This is a genomic window from Aeromicrobium sp. CF3.5, assembly GCF_051262695.1.
GTDB lineage: Bacteria > Actinomycetota > Actinomycetes > Propionibacteriales > Nocardioidaceae > Aeromicrobium.
Genome location: NZ_JBIMEZ010000005.1, coordinates 144,671 through 158,477, shown reverse-complemented (window position 1 = coordinate 158,477; position 13,807 = coordinate 144,671). Strand labels below are relative to the sequence as shown.

The 13,807-nt window shown below is 69.6% G+C and carries 18 protein-coding genes; 9 read left to right on the top strand and 9 right to left on the bottom strand.

All coding sequences use genetic code 11. The features are described 5' to 3' along the window. Nucleotides 1-432 precede the first annotated feature (432 nt). The 7 genes from ACHAA3_RS11115 to ACHAA3_RS11085 are packed head-to-tail and all read left to right on the top strand — an operon-like array spanning nt 433 to nt 7,916. Nucleotides 433-2,136 (top strand): nitrite/sulfite reductase, encoded by a 1,704-nt coding sequence (locus ACHAA3_RS11115; RefSeq protein ID WP_435709079.1) that lies wholly within the window; start codon nt 433-435, stop codon nt 2,134-2,136. Further along, nucleotides 2,133-2,840 carry a phosphoadenylyl-sulfate reductase gene (locus ACHAA3_RS11110; RefSeq protein WP_435709078.1) on the top strand — a complete coding sequence of 236 codons (708 nt, stop codon included), beginning with the start codon at nt 2,133-2,135 and terminating at the stop codon, nt 2,838-2,840. Before ACHAA3_RS11115 ends, ACHAA3_RS11110 begins: the two co-directional genes overlap by 4 nt. Continuing rightward, a complete protein-coding gene (gene cysD / locus ACHAA3_RS11105) occupies nt 2,837-3,796 on the top strand; it encodes a sulfate adenylyltransferase subunit CysD (RefSeq protein ID WP_435709077.1) in 960 nt (319 codons plus the stop codon). The genes ACHAA3_RS11110 and cysD overlap by 4 nt, the downstream gene beginning before the upstream one ends. Beyond that, nucleotides 3,796-5,103 carry a sulfate adenylyltransferase subunit 1 gene (locus ACHAA3_RS11100; protein WP_435709076.1) on the top strand — a complete coding sequence of 436 codons (1,308 nt, stop codon included), beginning with the start codon at nt 3,796-3,798 and terminating at the stop codon, nt 5,101-5,103. Before cysD ends, ACHAA3_RS11100 begins: the two co-directional genes overlap by 1 nt. Beyond that, on the top strand, nt 5,103-6,308 hold the full coding sequence (gene cobA, locus ACHAA3_RS11095; RefSeq protein ID WP_435709075.1) for a uroporphyrinogen-III C-methyltransferase: 1,206 nt from the start codon (nt 5,103-5,105) through the stop codon (nt 6,306-6,308). Before ACHAA3_RS11100 ends, cobA begins: the two co-directional genes overlap by 1 nt. Nucleotides 6,309-6,324: 16 nt before the next feature. Further along, nucleotides 6,325-7,254 (top strand): sulfite exporter TauE/SafE family protein, encoded by a 930-nt coding sequence (locus tag ACHAA3_RS11090; protein WP_435709074.1) that lies wholly within the window; start codon nt 6,325-6,327, stop codon nt 7,252-7,254. Further along, entirely contained in the window at nt 7,254-7,916 is a 663-nt protein-coding gene (locus ACHAA3_RS11085) for a sirohydrochlorin chelatase (RefSeq protein WP_435709073.1), read from the top strand. Before ACHAA3_RS11090 ends, ACHAA3_RS11085 begins: the two co-directional genes overlap by 1 nt. 24 nt (nt 7,917-7,940) lie before the next feature. On the opposite strand, the gene ACHAA3_RS11080 is transcribed toward ACHAA3_RS11085, so the two are convergent. From ACHAA3_RS11080 to ACHAA3_RS11040, 9 genes are all read right to left on the bottom strand, one after another. After that, nucleotides 7,941-9,272 (bottom strand): TrkH family potassium uptake protein, encoded by a 1,332-nt coding sequence (locus tag ACHAA3_RS11080; protein WP_435709072.1) that lies wholly within the window; start codon nt 9,270-9,272, stop codon nt 7,941-7,943. A gap of 111 nt (nt 9,273-9,383) precedes the next feature. Continuing rightward, nucleotides 9,384-9,557: a CsbD family protein gene (locus ACHAA3_RS11075; protein ID WP_435709071.1), complete on the bottom strand. Its 174-nt coding sequence runs from the start codon at nt 9,555-9,557 to the stop codon at nt 9,384-9,386. A gap of 64 nt (nt 9,558-9,621) precedes the next feature. Beyond that, nucleotides 9,622-10,203, bottom strand: coding sequence for a hypothetical protein (locus ACHAA3_RS11070; RefSeq protein ID WP_435709070.1), 582 nt, complete (start codon nt 10,201-10,203; stop codon nt 9,622-9,624). Nucleotides 10,204-10,213: 10 nt separating this feature from the next. Continuing rightward, nucleotides 10,214-10,789, bottom strand: a complete 576-nt coding sequence (locus ACHAA3_RS11065; protein WP_435709069.1) for a DUF6286 domain-containing protein — start codon at nt 10,787-10,789, stop codon at nt 10,214-10,216. Nucleotides 10,790-10,827: 38 nt separating this feature from the next. Further along, nucleotides 10,828-11,226, bottom strand: coding sequence for an Asp23/Gls24 family envelope stress response protein (locus ACHAA3_RS11060; protein ID WP_435709068.1), 399 nt, complete (start codon nt 11,224-11,226; stop codon nt 10,828-10,830). Next, entirely contained in the window at nt 11,219-11,398 is a 180-nt protein-coding gene (locus ACHAA3_RS11055) for a DUF2273 domain-containing protein (protein WP_435709067.1), read from the bottom strand. The genes ACHAA3_RS11060 and ACHAA3_RS11055 overlap by 8 nt, the downstream gene beginning before the upstream one ends. A gap of 57 nt (nt 11,399-11,455) precedes the next feature. After that, nucleotides 11,456-11,743, bottom strand: a complete 288-nt coding sequence (locus ACHAA3_RS11050; RefSeq protein WP_435709066.1) for a hypothetical protein — start codon at nt 11,741-11,743, stop codon at nt 11,456-11,458. A gap of 3 nt (nt 11,744-11,746) precedes the next feature. After that, complete coding sequence (locus ACHAA3_RS11045; RefSeq protein WP_435709065.1) at nt 11,747-12,073, bottom strand: hypothetical protein; 327 nt, start codon at nt 12,071-12,073, stop codon at nt 11,747-11,749. Next, nucleotides 12,070-12,513, bottom strand: a complete 444-nt coding sequence (locus ACHAA3_RS11040) for an Asp23/Gls24 family envelope stress response protein (protein WP_435709064.1) — start codon at nt 12,511-12,513, stop codon at nt 12,070-12,072. Before ACHAA3_RS11040 ends, ACHAA3_RS11045 begins: the two co-directional genes overlap by 4 nt. A gap of 137 nt (nt 12,514-12,650) precedes the next feature. Between ACHAA3_RS11040 and ACHAA3_RS11035 the strand changes: the two genes are divergently transcribed. Beyond that, nucleotides 12,651-13,256: an RNA polymerase sigma factor gene (locus ACHAA3_RS11035; protein ID WP_435709063.1), complete on the top strand. Its 606-nt coding sequence runs from the start codon at nt 12,651-12,653 to the stop codon at nt 13,254-13,256. After that, a complete protein-coding gene (locus ACHAA3_RS11030; RefSeq protein ID WP_435709062.1) occupies nt 13,253-13,759 on the top strand; it encodes a hypothetical protein in 507 nt (168 codons plus the stop codon). Before ACHAA3_RS11035 ends, ACHAA3_RS11030 begins: the two co-directional genes overlap by 4 nt. Nucleotides 13,760-13,807 lie beyond the last annotated feature (48 nt).

Here is a 13,807-nt window from a genome sequence, read left to right as displayed (position 1 = left end):
CCCGGCGGAGGCTTGCCTCCGCCGCAAGGTGAGGCGCTCGGCTACCTGAGCTCCTCGCCTTCTCTTGCTGGTACCAACACACCCCCGAGGTTCTCGGCGAGCGCCCTCTCGAATTTCGGGATACTCGATGGCGCGTCGGTCATCACGTCGCGAACACCGCTCCACCGCGCAGGACCATCCCGGTCCCTGAGATGCCATCCCAACCACTGAGACGCTCGTCCAACGCCCAGCGTCCGCACCTACGCTCGCCCGCATGACCACAACGTCAGTCCTGCTGCTGGTGACCCGCCGTCACCTGGACTTCGGTCGTCTCCGCTCGGCCATCTGTCGCGCCTGCTGAACGCCCCGTATCGACCGGGCGCTCGCAGGTTCTGCCCGGTCCCGGCCGCCAGCGCTGCGTGAGTGCCCACACCTACGCCAGATGAGGAACTCATGACCGCAACCCATGCACCGACCACCGCCGACGCCCCCAGCAGGGGCCAGTGGAAGGTCGACGGCACCGCACCCCTGAACGGCAACGAGGAGTGGAAGCAGGTCGACAACGGCCTGAACGTGCGTCAGCGGATCATCGACACGTACTCCAAGGAGGGGTTCTCCTCGATCCCGAAGGAGGACCTGCACGGCAGGTTCCGCTGGTGGGGCCTCTACACCCAGCGCAAGCAGGGCATCGACGGTGGCCGCACGTCCAAGCTCGAGGCCGACGAGCTGTCCGACGAGTACTTCATGATGCGCATCCGCCTTGACGGCGGTGCGGTCACCGCCGACCAGCTGCGGGTGCTGGGCGAGATCTCCACGGAGTTCGCCCGCGACAGCGCCGACGTGTCGGACCGTCAGAACATCCAGTACCACTGGATCGCGGTGGAGGACGTCCCCGAGATCTGGGCGCGCCTGGAGGCGGCCGGGCTGGACACCATCGAGGCGTGTGGGGACACGCCGCGCGTCTTCCTCGGCAGCCCGGTGGCCGGTGTGGCCGCCGACGAGATCATCGACCCCACGCCGACCCTCCAGGCCATCAAGGACCGATTCATCGGCGACCCGGAACTGGCGAACCTGCCGCGCAAGTTCAAGACCGCCGTCACCGGACACCCCAGCCTCGACGTGGTGCACGAGATCAACGACATCTCCCTGGTCGGCGTGGTGCACCCCGACCTGGGCCCCGGCTACGACCTGTGGGTCGGCGGCGCGCTGTCCACCACGCCTCGTCTGGCCGAGCGGCTGGGCGCGTTCGTGACCGAGGCACAGGCTCCCGACGTGTGGCACGGCGTGACCTCGATCTTCCGCGACTACGGCTACCGCAAGCAGCGCACCAAGGCGCGACTGAAGTTCCTGCTCGCCGAGTGGGGAACGGAGAAGTTCCGACAGGTGCTGCAGGACGAGTACCTCGGCTACGCGCTCGCCGACGGCCCGGCCCCCAAGCCAGCGCAGGGCAACGCCGATCACGTCGGTGTGCACGAGCAGAAGGACGGCCGCGTGTACGTCGGGGTCGCCCCGACCGTCGGCCGGGTCTCGGGCACCATCTTGACCAAGGTCGCCGAGCTGGCCGAGGCCGCCGGGTCCGGGCGGGTGCGTTTCACCCCACTGCAGAAGCTGCTGGTGCTCGACGTGGAGCCCGCAGCGGTCGACGAGCTGGTCGCCGGACTCGAGCAGATCGGCCTCACCGCCAACCCCAGCCCGTTCCGGCGCGCCACGATGGCCTGCACCGGCATCGAGTTCTGCAAGCTCGCGTTCGTCGAGACCAAGCACCTGGCCGCCGACGTGATCACCCAGCTCGAGGAGCGGCTGGCCAGCATCGAGCTGCCGCAGCAGATCAGCCTGAACGTCAACGGATGTCAGAACTCCTGTGCGCGCATCCAGGTCGCCGACATCGGCCTGAAGGGTCAGCTCGGACGAGGCACCGACGGTGCCGACGAGTTCGCCTTCCAGGTCCACCTCGGCGGCGGCCTCGCGTCCCACGACCGCGAGGAGGCCGGCCTCGGCCGCACCGTGCGCGGCCTGCGCGTCGGGTCCGACGACGTCGCCGACTACATCGAGCAGGTAGTCCGCACCTTCCTCGAGCAACGCGGCGACGACGAGACCTTCGCGGTCTGGGCGCACCGCGCCACGGACGCCGACCTGTCCTGGGGAGGATCGAAATGACCACGACGCGCCGCGACCCTGCAGTGCTGCAGGAGATCGCCGAGGCGGCCCAGCAACGGTTCACCGACGCGACGGCCGACGAGGTGCTGGCCTGGGCCGGTGAGGAGTTCGGCCGCTCGATCGCCGTCGCCTGCTCGATGGCCGGCGACACCGTGCTGCCGCACCTGGTCAGCCAGCAGGTGCCCGGCGTCGACGTGTTGTTCCTGGAGACCGGCTATCACTTCGCCGAGACCCGCGGGACGCGTGCGGCGGTGGCCCATTCCCTCGACGTCAACGTCGTCGACGTGCTGCCCGAGCTGACCGTGGCCGAGCAGGACGCCCAGTACGGTGCGAAGCTGCACGACCGGGACCCCGCCGCCTGTTGCGCGATGCGCAAGGTGGAGCCGTTGAACCGCTCACTGGCCGGATACGAGGCGTGGGTGACCGGGGTGCGCCGCGAGGACAACGCGCTGCGCGCCGACACCCAGTTCGTCGAGTGGGACGCCCAGCACGAGATGGTCAAGATCAACCCGATCGCGCTGTGGAGCTTCGAGGACGTGCTCGACTACGGGCAGGCCAACGACGTACCGGTGAATCCTCTGCTGTCGCAGGGCTACCCGTCGATCGGGTGCGAACCGTGCACCCGCCGTGTCGCCCCGGGCGAGGATCCGCGGGCCGGTCGATGGGCTGGCCTCACCAAGACCGAGTGCGGGATCCACACATGAGCAGCGACGTGCGTGAGCAGTCCGAGGCCCGGCCGCCGACCGGGGACGACAGGTTCGGGGGGCGCGAGCTCAGCCTGCTCGACGCCCTGGAGACCGAGTCGATCCACATCTTCCGCGAGGTCACGGCCGAGCTCGAACGCCCCGTCCTGCTGTTCAGCGGCGGCAAGGACTCGGTCGTGATGCTGCACCTCGCCCGCAAGGCGTTCTGGCCCGCCCCGGTGCCCTTTCCGTTGATGCACGTCGACACCGGGCACAACTTCCCCGAAGTGATCGAGTACCGCGACCGCGTCGTCGAGCAGCACGGGCTGCGCCTGGTCGTCGCCTCGGTGCAGGACTACATCGACGACGGTCGTCTCAGCGAGCGCGCCGACGGCACCCGCAACCCGCTGCAGACCCGTCCGCTGCTGGACGCTATCGGGGCGCACCGCTTCGACGCCGTGTACGGGGGCGGTCGCCGCGACGAGGAGAAGGCCCGCGCCAAGGAGCGGGTCGTCAGCCTGCGCGACGAGTTCGGGCAGTGGGACCCACGCAACCAGCGCCCAGAGCTGTGGAATCTGTACAACGCGCGGCACCGCCCCGCCGAGCACGTCCGCGCCTTCCCGCTGAGCAACTGGACCGAGCTGGACGTCTGGCGCTACATCGCCCGGGAGCAGATCGAGCTGCCGAGCCTGTACTACGCCCACGAGCGCGAGGTGTTCGCTCGCGACGGGATGCTGCTGTCGGTCAACCCGTACCTGCCCTCACGTGAAGACGAGACCGTGGAGAAGCGGCTGGTCCGCTACCGCACGGTCGGCGACATGTCCTGCACCGGTGCGGTCGAGTCCGATGCGACCGATGCCGAGGCCGTGGTCACCGAGGTCGCCGCCACCACCATCACCGAACGTGGCGCCACCCGGGCCGACGACCGGATCACCGAGGCCGCCATGGAGGACCGCAAGAAGGAAGGGTACTTCTGATGAGCACCTTGTTGAGGCTCGCCACGGCCGGCTCGGTGGACGACGGGAAGTCGACCCTGGTCGGTCGGCTGCTGCACGACACCAAGAACGTGCTGGTCGACCAGATGGCCGCAGTCGAGCGGGTCAGCGCCGAGCGTGGCCTGACCGCAGCCGACCTGGCGCTGCTCACCGACGGCCTACGCGCCGAGCGCGAGCAGGGCATCACCATCGACGTCGCGTACCGCTACTTCGCGACCGAGAAGCGGAACTTCATCCTCGCCGACTGCCCCGGGCACGTGCAGTACACCCGCAACACCGTCACCGGCTCGAGCACCGCCGACGTGATCGTGATGCTGGTCGACGCCCGCAAGGGAGTGCTCGAGCAGACCCGTCGCCACCTCGCCGTGGCGGCCCTGCTGCGCGTCCCGCACGTCGTGGTGGCTGTGAACAAGATCGATCTGCTCGACTACGACCCCGAGCCCTTCGCCGAGATCGAGCGTCAGATCGAGCAGCTGGTGTCGGTGCTCCAGCTCACCAACGTGCACACCCTCCCGGTGTCGGCGCTGGCCGGTGACAACATCGCCACCCGATCGGAGCGCACCCCGTGGTACACGGGACCGGCCCTGCTGGAGCTGCTCGAGTCGCTGCCCAGCGGAACCGACCCGGCGTTGGAGGACTTCCGCCTGCCAGTGCAGCTGGTGCTGCGTCCGCAGGAGGCGGCGGTCTCGCCCGATCTGGTCGAGTACCGCGGCTACGCCGGTCAGATCAGTGCCGGTGTCGTGCGACCGGGCGACGAGGTCGTCGTGCTGCCGAACGGCCAGCGGACCACCGTGGTCGGCATCGACACCGCCGACGGCGAGCTGACCGAAGCCTTCGCACCGCAATCGGTGTCGTTGCGCCTGGCCGACGAGCTCGACATCGCCCGCGGGGACATGATCGCCGCCGCCCAGGATGCTCCGGAGCCCACCCTGGAGCTCGACGCGATGCTGTGCTGGATCGCCGAGGAGCAGCTGCACCCCGGGGCGCGGGTGCTGCTCAAGCACACCAGCCGGACCGTGCAGGCCAAGATCGAGACGATTCATGGTCGACTCGACCTCGAGAGTCTCGGTCATCATCCGGCGGACCACCTGGCGCTCAACGACATCGGGCGGGTCACGATCAAGCTGGCCCGTCCCATCCTGGCCGAGCCGTACGAGACCTCTCGGCGCGGCGGCGCCTTCTTGCTCGTGGACGCAGTCTCGGGCAAGACGCTGGCCGCCGGAATGGTCTCCTCCGACGTGCACCCCGACGAGACGTCGCACGCGTCGACCATCGAGTGGGAGATCTGATGGACGGACTGCCGTTGCTCCTCGACCTGACCGATCGCCGTGTGCTGGCCGTCGGTGGCGGGCCCGTGTCGGCCCGCCGGGTGCAGGCCCTGGTCGAGGCCGGTGCGGCGGTCCACCTCGTCTCCCCCATCGTCTGCGAGGACCTCGCCGACCTGGTCGATGCCGGCCGGGTGCGATGGTCCCCGCGTGACGTCGTCGACGCCGACCTGGACGATGTCTGGCTGGTGCACACCGCGACCGGTGACCTCGCGCTCGACGCGCACGTGTCCCGCGGCTGCACCGAGCGACGCATCTGGTGCGTGAACGCCACTGACCAGACGGCGGCGACCGCCCATGTCCCTGCCCGGCACCGGGTCGACACCCCCGACGGACCGGTCGATCTGGCCGTGAACGCCGGCGACCCACGGCGTGCGGTGTCCATCCGCAACCGGCTGGCCGAGGTGCTCGCCACCGAGGTCGTGCCGGCGGTGCGGCACCGCCCGCGCGACGCCGGTTGGGTGGCGCTGGTCGGCGGCGGTCCCGGCGACGAGGGTCTGGTCACCCAGCGCGCCTACCACCTGCTGTCGACGGCCGACGTGGTCGTCACCGACCGGCTCGGCCCGCGCAGCCTGCTCGACCGGCTACCCGAGACCGTACGGGTGATCGATGTCGGCAAGACGCCGGGCCACCACCCCGTACCGCAGCACGAGATCAACCAGATCCTCGTCGACGAGGCGAACGCCGGGCACGGTGTGGTCCGGCTCAAGGGCGGTGACCCGTACGTGCTGGGTCGCGGTGCCGAGGAGCGCCTCGCCTGTGAACAGGCTGGCGTCGACGTCGAGGTCGTCCCCGGCGTCACGAGCGCGATCGCGGTCCCGGCTGCTGCCGGCATCCCGATCACCCATCGCGGACTGTCCCGCGGCTTCACCGTGGTCACCGGGCACGACCAGCTCGGCGACCTACCAGCCGGAACCGACCACACCCTGGTCGTGCTGATGGGGGTCACCACCTTGTCGAGCACCACCGCTGACCTGATCACGAACGGGCGTGATGCCCGATGTCCGGTTGCCGTCATCGAACGAGGCTGCACCCCCGAGCAACGTGTCACCGTCGGCGACCTGTCGACGATCGCTGACCGGGCCCAGGAGCGGGGAGTCACGTCACCGGCGGTCATCGTCATCGGCGACGTCGTGACCCTCTCTCCGGCCTGGGCCATCCCCTCCTGATCACGAAGGTCACACCATGAACAAGCTCATCCTGCTGGCCCTGGTCGGCCTGGCGGCACAACTCGTCGACGGTGCCCTCGGCATGGGGTACGGCGTCACCTCCACCACCATGCTGCTGCTCGCCGGCCTCACTCCCGCGCTGGCCAGCGCCTCGGTGCACCTCGCCGAGATCGGCACCACCCTCGCCTCCGGCGCCTCGCACTGGAAGCTCGGCAACACCGACTGGCGGTTGGTGCTCCGTCTCGGCGTACCCGGCGCCGTCGGTGCCTTCGCCGGCGCCACCGTCCTGTCCCGGCTGTCCACCGAGGCCGGCGCGCCGGTCATGGCCGGCATCCTCGCCGCCCTCGGCATCTACATCCTGATCCGGTTCGCGTTCCGTCCGCCCAAGGTGGCGACGGTCCGCACCTCCCCGCACGGCAAGCGGCTACTCGTCCCGCTCGGCCTGGTCGGCGGCTTCATCGACGCCACCGGCGGCGGCGGCTGGGGCCCGGTGTCCAGCTCCACCTTGCTGGGCGCCGGAAAGACCGCCCCCCGTACGGTCATCGGTTCGGTCGACACCTCCGAGTTCATGGTCTCGGTCGCGGCCAGCCTCGGCTTCCTGTTCGGACTCGGCACCGCCGGGATCGACTTCGGCATCGTCGGCGCCCTGCTGATCGGCGGCCTGATCGCCGCCCCGATCGCCGCCTGGCTGGTCAGTCGACTGCCCGCCCAGGTGCTCGGTGTCGCGGTCGGCGGGATGATCCTGCTCACCAACAGCCGCCCCTTGTTCGAGGCCATCGGTGTCGACGGTGCCCCGCGGACCGTCGGTTACGTGGTGATCGCCGTCGCCGCGGCGGCCATCCTGGCGTGGACGATCGTGCAGTACCGCCGGCGTCCCACCGAGGACGCGCCTGCGGCTGGCGAGTCGGAGCTCGCCGCGGCCGGCGCCGACCCCGAGCGCACCTGATGCGGATCGTCCTGGTCGGTCACGGCACGGCCCATCCGGCTGGCCAAGACGTCGGGTGGCGGATCCGGAACCAGGTCGCCGCCCGACTGCCCGAGGCGGACGTCCGGTGGGCATGGGTCGACGTCGTGGAGCCCCAGCTGCCCGAGGTCCTGGCCGCGGTGCCGGACGCGATCGTGGTCCCGGTCTTCCTGGCCAGCGGCTACCACGTCCGTACCGACATCCCAGAAGCCGTCGCCGCGACCGGTGGTCGTGCGCGCATCACGGCTGCTGTCGGACCAGACCTGGTGGCGGCGGTGGCCGATCGGGTGCGCGCGGCCGAGGCCGATCGCGGTCGTACGGCCCGGTCGGTGGTTCTCGGTGCAGCGGGGTCGAGCCGTCCGGACGCAGTCGCCGAGGTCCACGCGGCGGCCGAACGGTTGTCCGAGCTGCTGGACCGACCGGTGACGGCCGGCTTCGCCTCGGCCGCACAGCCAGACATCCCCACCGCCGTCTCCCGGTCCCGCACCGAGCACGGCGGTGCGGTGACGGTCGCGAGCTGGCTGCTCGCTCCCGGCTACTTCCATGATCAGCTCGGGGCCTCCGGGGCCGACCTAGTCACGCCACCGATCGCGGACCACCCGCTGCTGATCGAGACCGTGCTGCAGCGGGTGGGTGCGGTCTGAGCTGGCGCGAGGTACCCACGCCGGTCATCCCACGATGATGCGCTCCTCCGGCAGCGAGTAGCGCCGCCGGCGGTGCGAGAGGGCCAGTGCGGCCCCCACGGTCACGATGCCGACCCGGCCGATGAACATCAGCACGATCAGCACCACCTGACCGTCCGGCGGCAGGTCCGGTGTGATCCCGGTGGACAGTCCGACGGTCGCGAAGGCCGAGATGGACTCGAACAGCAACGGCTCGAAGGTGAAGTCGGTGGTGATCAGCAGAGCCATGGTCCCGGCGAGCACGGCAGCGACCGCCAGCAGTGCGACCGTCAGGGCTTGGCGTTGCAGCGAGGACGGCATGGTGCGTCCAGCGACACTCACCGACTGCTCGCCGCGCAGCTCGCTCCAGATGACGACGGCGAGCAGCACGAAGGTGCCGACCTTGACGCCACCTGCGGTCCCGGCGCTGCCCCCGCCGATGAACATGAGGACATTGGTGAGCATCAGGTTCTCGGGCGTCACCGCCGCGTAGTCCACGGAGTTGAATCCGGCCGTGCGGGGCATCACCCCGCCGGTGATCGACGCGACGACCTTGCCGCCCGTGCTCAGGTTCGCGATGGTGTCCGGATTCCTCCACTCGGCGAGCGCGAACCCTCCGATTCCGATGATCAGCAGGACGATCGTGCCGTACACCGTCACGCGCGAGTGCACGCTCCAGCGCTGCCGGGAGGTGCGGACGATCTCGGAGATGACCGGGAAGCCCAGTCCGCCGACGATGACCGCCGCGCACAGCGGCAACATCACCCAGGGATCGGCGACGAAACCCACCAGGCTGTCGGAGTAGAGGGCGAATCCGGCGTTGTTGAACGCGGAGATGGCGTGGAAGACCGCATGCCAGGCGGCCGTCGGCAGGTCGTCGTCGTAGGCCAGGCGGAAGCGCGGCAGGATCATGGCGATGATGACGGCCTCGCAGGTCACCACGATGACGGCGAGCCTCCGCACGACCGCTCGCACGTCGCCCAGGTCGACCGCGTGCGTCTCGGCCTGCGCGACGAGCCCGGTGCGCACCCCCAGGTTCCGCCCGACCACGAGCAGGAGCACGGTCGCCAGCGTCATGATGCCGAATCCGCCAACCTGGATCAGGGCCAGGATGATGGCCTGTCCGGTGGGGCTCCAGAAGGTGGCGGTGTCCACCGTGGCCAGACCCGTGACACACACCGCCGAGACCGAGGTGAACAGGGCGGGCAGCAGGCCCCCACTGCCCTGACCGGTTGTGGAGACCGGGAGCGCCAGCAGCGCGGTGCCGATCGTGATCGCCGCGAGAAAGGCGAGGGGTACGACGCGCACCGGGGTCAACCACTTGCTGTGCACGTGCATCGGCCTCTCGTTTCGCCTCCATGGTGCAGAGCGCGCCGAGGTGAGCGTACGCCTGACGCGCACGAAGCCGGTGACACCCGTCAAGGTGTCACCGGCCTCGGGGTTCAGCGACTACTTCTTGAAGACGTCCTTGACGTCCTCGCCGGCCTTCTTGGCCGACGCCTTCGTCTGGTCGGACTTGCCGTCAGCCTTCATCTGGTCGTCGCCCTTGGCGTCACCGACGGCCTCCTTGGCCTTGCCGGCCAGGTCCTCGGCGGCGTTCTTGGCCTTGTCTGCGATACCCATGTGATTCTCCTTTGGTGGTGGTGTGTGGTGCTACCCCGGCAGTCGCCGGGGTGGTCTTGGGTTTTCATCGTGCCCGCGTCAGGCGTCGTCCGCTCCTTGCCACGTGGACTCGAACGTCACAGCGCAAATCTTTGCGCTCGAGGGCGGTGGCGAGCTGAGCGGACACGATGTCGGCGCGCTCGGCCAGTGCAGCCAGGTCGACGTCAGGTTCGACGGTGACCTTGAGCCGGGCCACCATCTGACCGCGATCCCGCAGGACCGATCCGTTGGTCGAACGCACTCCGAGCGTGTCGCCCAGGGCATCCGCGGCGGAGGCGGCGACCTTGTCGGCGGCGACCTCGAGACGACCGGTGGTGTCGGTCCCACCCAGCCGCAACCGCTTGACGGTGGCCGGAGTGAGGTGGGCCACGATCCAGCGCAGGGCCACCACCGCCAGCAGCACACCGACCACGGCGGCCACCCACGGGAACCAGGACGACTCGATCGTGTCGGACACCGTGGTGACGTCGCTGGTCTCGAGCGGCGTGATGCCGGCGATGGTGCGGCCGTCCCACCACCAGAGGGCGGCCGCGCCGACGCCCAGGAGAAGGATCGACAACAGCAACGTGGCTGTGCGATCGATGAACAAGAGCTTGCGTGTGGTCATGGTGTCGGCCTCAGATGTCGTGATCGAGAGAGATGGCGAGCCGGGGCGGCTTCGAGAACGTGGCGAGCAGCGGTTCGGTCTTCTGCCGCAGGTCGGACGAGACCTCTGAAGCACGGTTCTTCGGCGCCACGGTGGTAGCTCTCACCCGCACCTTGCGGCGCGTGGCCGTCACGCTGACGTCAGTGATCGAGTCAGCGTCGTCCACCGCCGATGCCACGATCCGCGCCACGTCCTTGGGCGTCAGGTGCACGCCCGTGCTGGCCGCGAGGGTCAGACTCGTGCGCGGTCGGGGCTTGAAGACCACGGGCAGCAGGAGGACGCCGAGGACCACCGCGACGATCCCCACCGTGAGCACGGCTGGCGAGGACCCCTGGACCCCGTCAGCTGCATCGACGACCGAGCCGAGCCACGACGCACCCGAGATGGCGCCCTGCGTCACGAGCAGGTGCTGCACCGCGACCACGCCGACGCCGATCAGCAGGAGTGCGATCAGCTGGGCGAACAGCGGCGCGCTGCCGGTGCCGACCGGCTCCTTGGCCGCAGACATCGCACGACCCTCTGGCTCCGGGCCCCTGGTGGTGGTCATCTGTTCCTCCATCGATGGCGATTCCTGGGACATGGCGCTCACCGGACCCGGGGAGTGTCGTTCGCGGCGTGGACGACGTCAGCGACCGTCACGTCGACGCGGCTGACGGCCAGACCGGTCAGTGCCTGCACCCGATCAGCGACGTGGTCTCGGACCTGCGCTGCGACCGTCGGCAAGGGCGCGGACCACGGGACCGCCACCTCGATCTCAATCTTGCAGGTCTTGCCGGCCACGACCGCGTGAGCGCTGGGAAGGCTGCGCCCGACGAGCCGGGTCCATCCGCTTCGCGCGGTCAGCACCTGGTCGACCTCCGACGTCGCGGCGACCGCCACACGGTCGACCACCTTGTCGGCGATGGTCGTGCGGCCACGTTCGGCTGGAGGAGCCAGCGCATCGGGTCGCGCCGCGACCCCGCCCGTGGAGGGTGTGTCAGCCACGGCCGCGGCGTCCGAGAAGGGCCGACAGGTCGATTTCGCCGTCGAAGTGTCCGCCGATGAGATATCCAGCGGTGCCGAGGACGAGCGCAACGAGGAAGCCGACGAATCCGCCAGCCGCGGCCGCGATGGCAAGCAGCAGGCCGGCGATGAGGCCAATGGTCGATGTGGTCATGTGCGATTCTCCTGATGGGATTGGTGGTGCAGTGATGCGTCGTGTCGACGACGGCACCTAGGACGAGATGTCGTGGTACCTGCGGTGACCGGGCCAGCGCCTGGGAAGGTTGGCGCGGACCTTGCGCACCTGCCTGCGAGCGGTCCGAGTGGCTCGGCGCAGGCCCCGGCGCAGCGGTTCAGCGAGTCCTGCGGTCGCGGTGACGTCGACCGGCAACTGGCGATACCGCCGATCACACCTGTCGAGCTCGGCGACGAGCAGCGCCGGATCTCCACCGCGATCTGGATGGTGACGGCGAACGATCTCCCGCCGTTCCCGGCGCCACTGCTCGTCGGTCTCACTCACGGGTCAGGCCCGATCGCTCTCGGTGACCTCCGACGCGGAGGTGACGTCCTCGACGTACACCTGCACCGGCGCCTGGGCCAGCGGCTCCACCGCAGCCACGACGCGCTGGGCCACGTCTGCGATCGAGCTGCCCATCACCACGGCGATGTGCACCTCCGTGGCGTCCGCGCCCAGCCGCACACCGGCGACCCGACGGCCCGGCAGGTAGGTACCCACCTCGCCGAAGGCGCCGGCATGCAGACCGCTGACACCCGGCACGGCCCGGACGGCCGCGGCAATGTCGTCGGCTGCGGTGGGGTGGTCCTGATGAGAACCGTCGGCGGCGTTCACTGGACCCGCGGCTCGCTGATGCTCGCGTCGCTGTCGTCCTCGGACTCGATGTAGATGTCCTGGATCTCGATGTTGACCTCGACGACGGTCAGACCGACCATGCGCTCGACCGACGAGATGACGTTGCTGCGGATTCCGCTGGCCAGGTCCGAGATGGCGACGCCGTACTCGGCCACGAGCTGGATGTCGATCGCGGTCTCCTTCTCACCGACCTCGACACTGATGCCCTGCGCATGGTTCGTGGAGCTTCCGGGGATGCGGTCCCGCAGGGCACCGACGGCGCGCGACGCTCCGCCGCCGAGGGCGTGCACGCCGTTGACCTCACGGGCCGCGATGCCTGCGATCTTCGACACGACGGTGTCGGCGATCGTGGTGCGGCCCTGCGAGCTGGTCCGATCGACGCCTGCGGGGGTGGTCTTCTCGATGGTCTTGTCGTTCACGGCATGATCCTTCGCTCTGGATGTCCCGACCTTCGGGAGCAATACCAGTGAGACGGGCCGAGTCGTCCATTCGTCACGCTACTGTGACCTACCTCACACCGCGTGCCGGGTGGGTTGCGCGGTGCCACCATGAACGTGTGTCACGCGAGAGCTCGGTTGCCGCCGGACTGGCGGAGGCGTCAGACCACGTGCTGGCGCGGCGCGCTGGCCTGGGTGATCGCGCTGCGTTCGACGAGTTGTTCGCCCGCCTGTTCCCACCCACCCTGCGTTTCGCCACGCGTCTTCTCGACGGCGACACCGTGGCGGCCGAGGATGCCGTCCAGGAGGCCTGGATCAAGGCATGGAAGGGCCTGCCGGACTTCGCGGGCCGCTCCACGGTGCAGACGTGGTTGTTCACGATCGTGCAGCGCGAGGCCATCGAGCGTCGTCGCCGTCGGCGCCCTCTGCCGGTCGACAACCAACTGCTGGAACCGCTCTCCGCCGAGCACCGCCTGGGGTCGACGCAGACCCGGCAGCGATCCAATCCCGAGACAGCGGCGCTGTCCAGCGAGCTGTGGGAGACCTTGACCCGCGCTCTCGGTGAACTACCGTGGACCCAGCGCGCGACGTGGGTGCTGCGCGAGCTCGAGGACCAGTCGTATGCCGACATCGCCGAGGTGTTGAACACGACGCCCACCGTGGTGCGTGGCCAGCTGCACCGGGCTCGGCGCACTCTTGCTATCAGGATGGAGCAGTGGCGATGAGCGACATCGACGAGGTGCCCGATGGGCTCGACCTCGCGCGCGGCGAGGCCGATCTCTCGGTCGCGACGGCCCAGCTGCGCGCCACCGCCCCACCGCTGGACGCCACCACCGCCGCCGGTCGGATACGGCGCGCCGCCCACGCCGCGCCCCGCCGCACCCAGATGGTGCGCGCGGCCGAACCACGACGACACCTCCTGATCTCGACGTCGGTCATCACCGCAGTCCTTCACGATCAGCTCGCACCCGCACTGCTCGACGCCGCCGTACGTCGCGTGGTGATCGATGTCGATCCCCTCCACGACCTGCAGTCGCTGACCGTGGAGCTGGTGGTTCGCTACGGAGTACCGGTCGCCGATGATGCCGCACGGGCTCACCACACCATCGAGGCGACGTTGGACGATCTCCTGGGGCCCGGCCGCACGTCAGGTCCCCAGATCGGCCACGTGCACATCGTCGACGTCACCACCGCAGACCCCCGCATCGTCGATCCGGCCGACGAATGAGCCCCGAGGCCGCCTGCATGCGACAGGCGGTTCACGTGAACCGAGGTG

Bases quoted from the DNA above. Each gene is read 5' to 3' on its own strand.
- ACHAA3_RS11115 (WP_435709079.1), top strand. From the start codon at position 433: ATGACCGCAACCCATGCACCGACCACCGCCGACGCCCCCAGCAGGGGC.
- ACHAA3_RS11110 (WP_435709078.1), top strand. From the start codon at position 2,133: ATGACCACGACGCGCCGCGACCCTGCAGTGCTGCAGGAGATCGCCGAG.
- cysD (WP_435709077.1), top strand. From the start codon at position 2,837: ATGAGCAGCGACGTGCGTGAGCAGTCCGAGGCCCGGCCGCCGACCGGG.
- ACHAA3_RS11100 (WP_435709076.1), top strand. From the start codon at position 3,796: ATGAGCACCTTGTTGAGGCTCGCCACGGCCGGCTCGGTGGACGACGGG.
- cobA (WP_435709075.1), top strand. From the start codon at position 5,103: ATGGACGGACTGCCGTTGCTCCTCGACCTGACCGATCGCCGTGTGCTG.
- ACHAA3_RS11090 (WP_435709074.1), top strand. From the start codon at position 6,325: ATGAACAAGCTCATCCTGCTGGCCCTGGTCGGCCTGGCGGCACAACTC.
- ACHAA3_RS11085 (WP_435709073.1), top strand. From the start codon at position 7,254: ATGCGGATCGTCCTGGTCGGTCACGGCACGGCCCATCCGGCTGGCCAA.
- ACHAA3_RS11080 (WP_435709072.1), bottom strand. From the start codon at position 9,272: ATGCACGTGCACAGCAAGTGGTTGACCCCGGTGCGCGTCGTACCCCTC.
- ACHAA3_RS11075 (WP_435709071.1), bottom strand. From the start codon at position 9,557: ATGGGTATCGCAGACAAGGCCAAGAACGCCGCCGAGGACCTGGCCGGC.
- ACHAA3_RS11070 (WP_435709070.1), bottom strand. From the start codon at position 10,203: ATGACCACACGCAAGCTCTTGTTCATCGATCGCACAGCCACGTTGCTG.
- ACHAA3_RS11065 (WP_435709069.1), bottom strand. From the start codon at position 10,789: ATGACCACCACCAGGGGCCCGGAGCCAGAGGGTCGTGCGATGTCTGCG.
- ACHAA3_RS11055 (WP_435709067.1), bottom strand. From the start codon at position 11,398: ATGACCACATCGACCATTGGCCTCATCGCCGGCCTGCTGCTTGCCATC.
- ACHAA3_RS11030 (WP_435709062.1), top strand. From the start codon at position 13,253: ATGAGCGACATCGACGAGGTGCCCGATGGGCTCGACCTCGCGCGCGGC.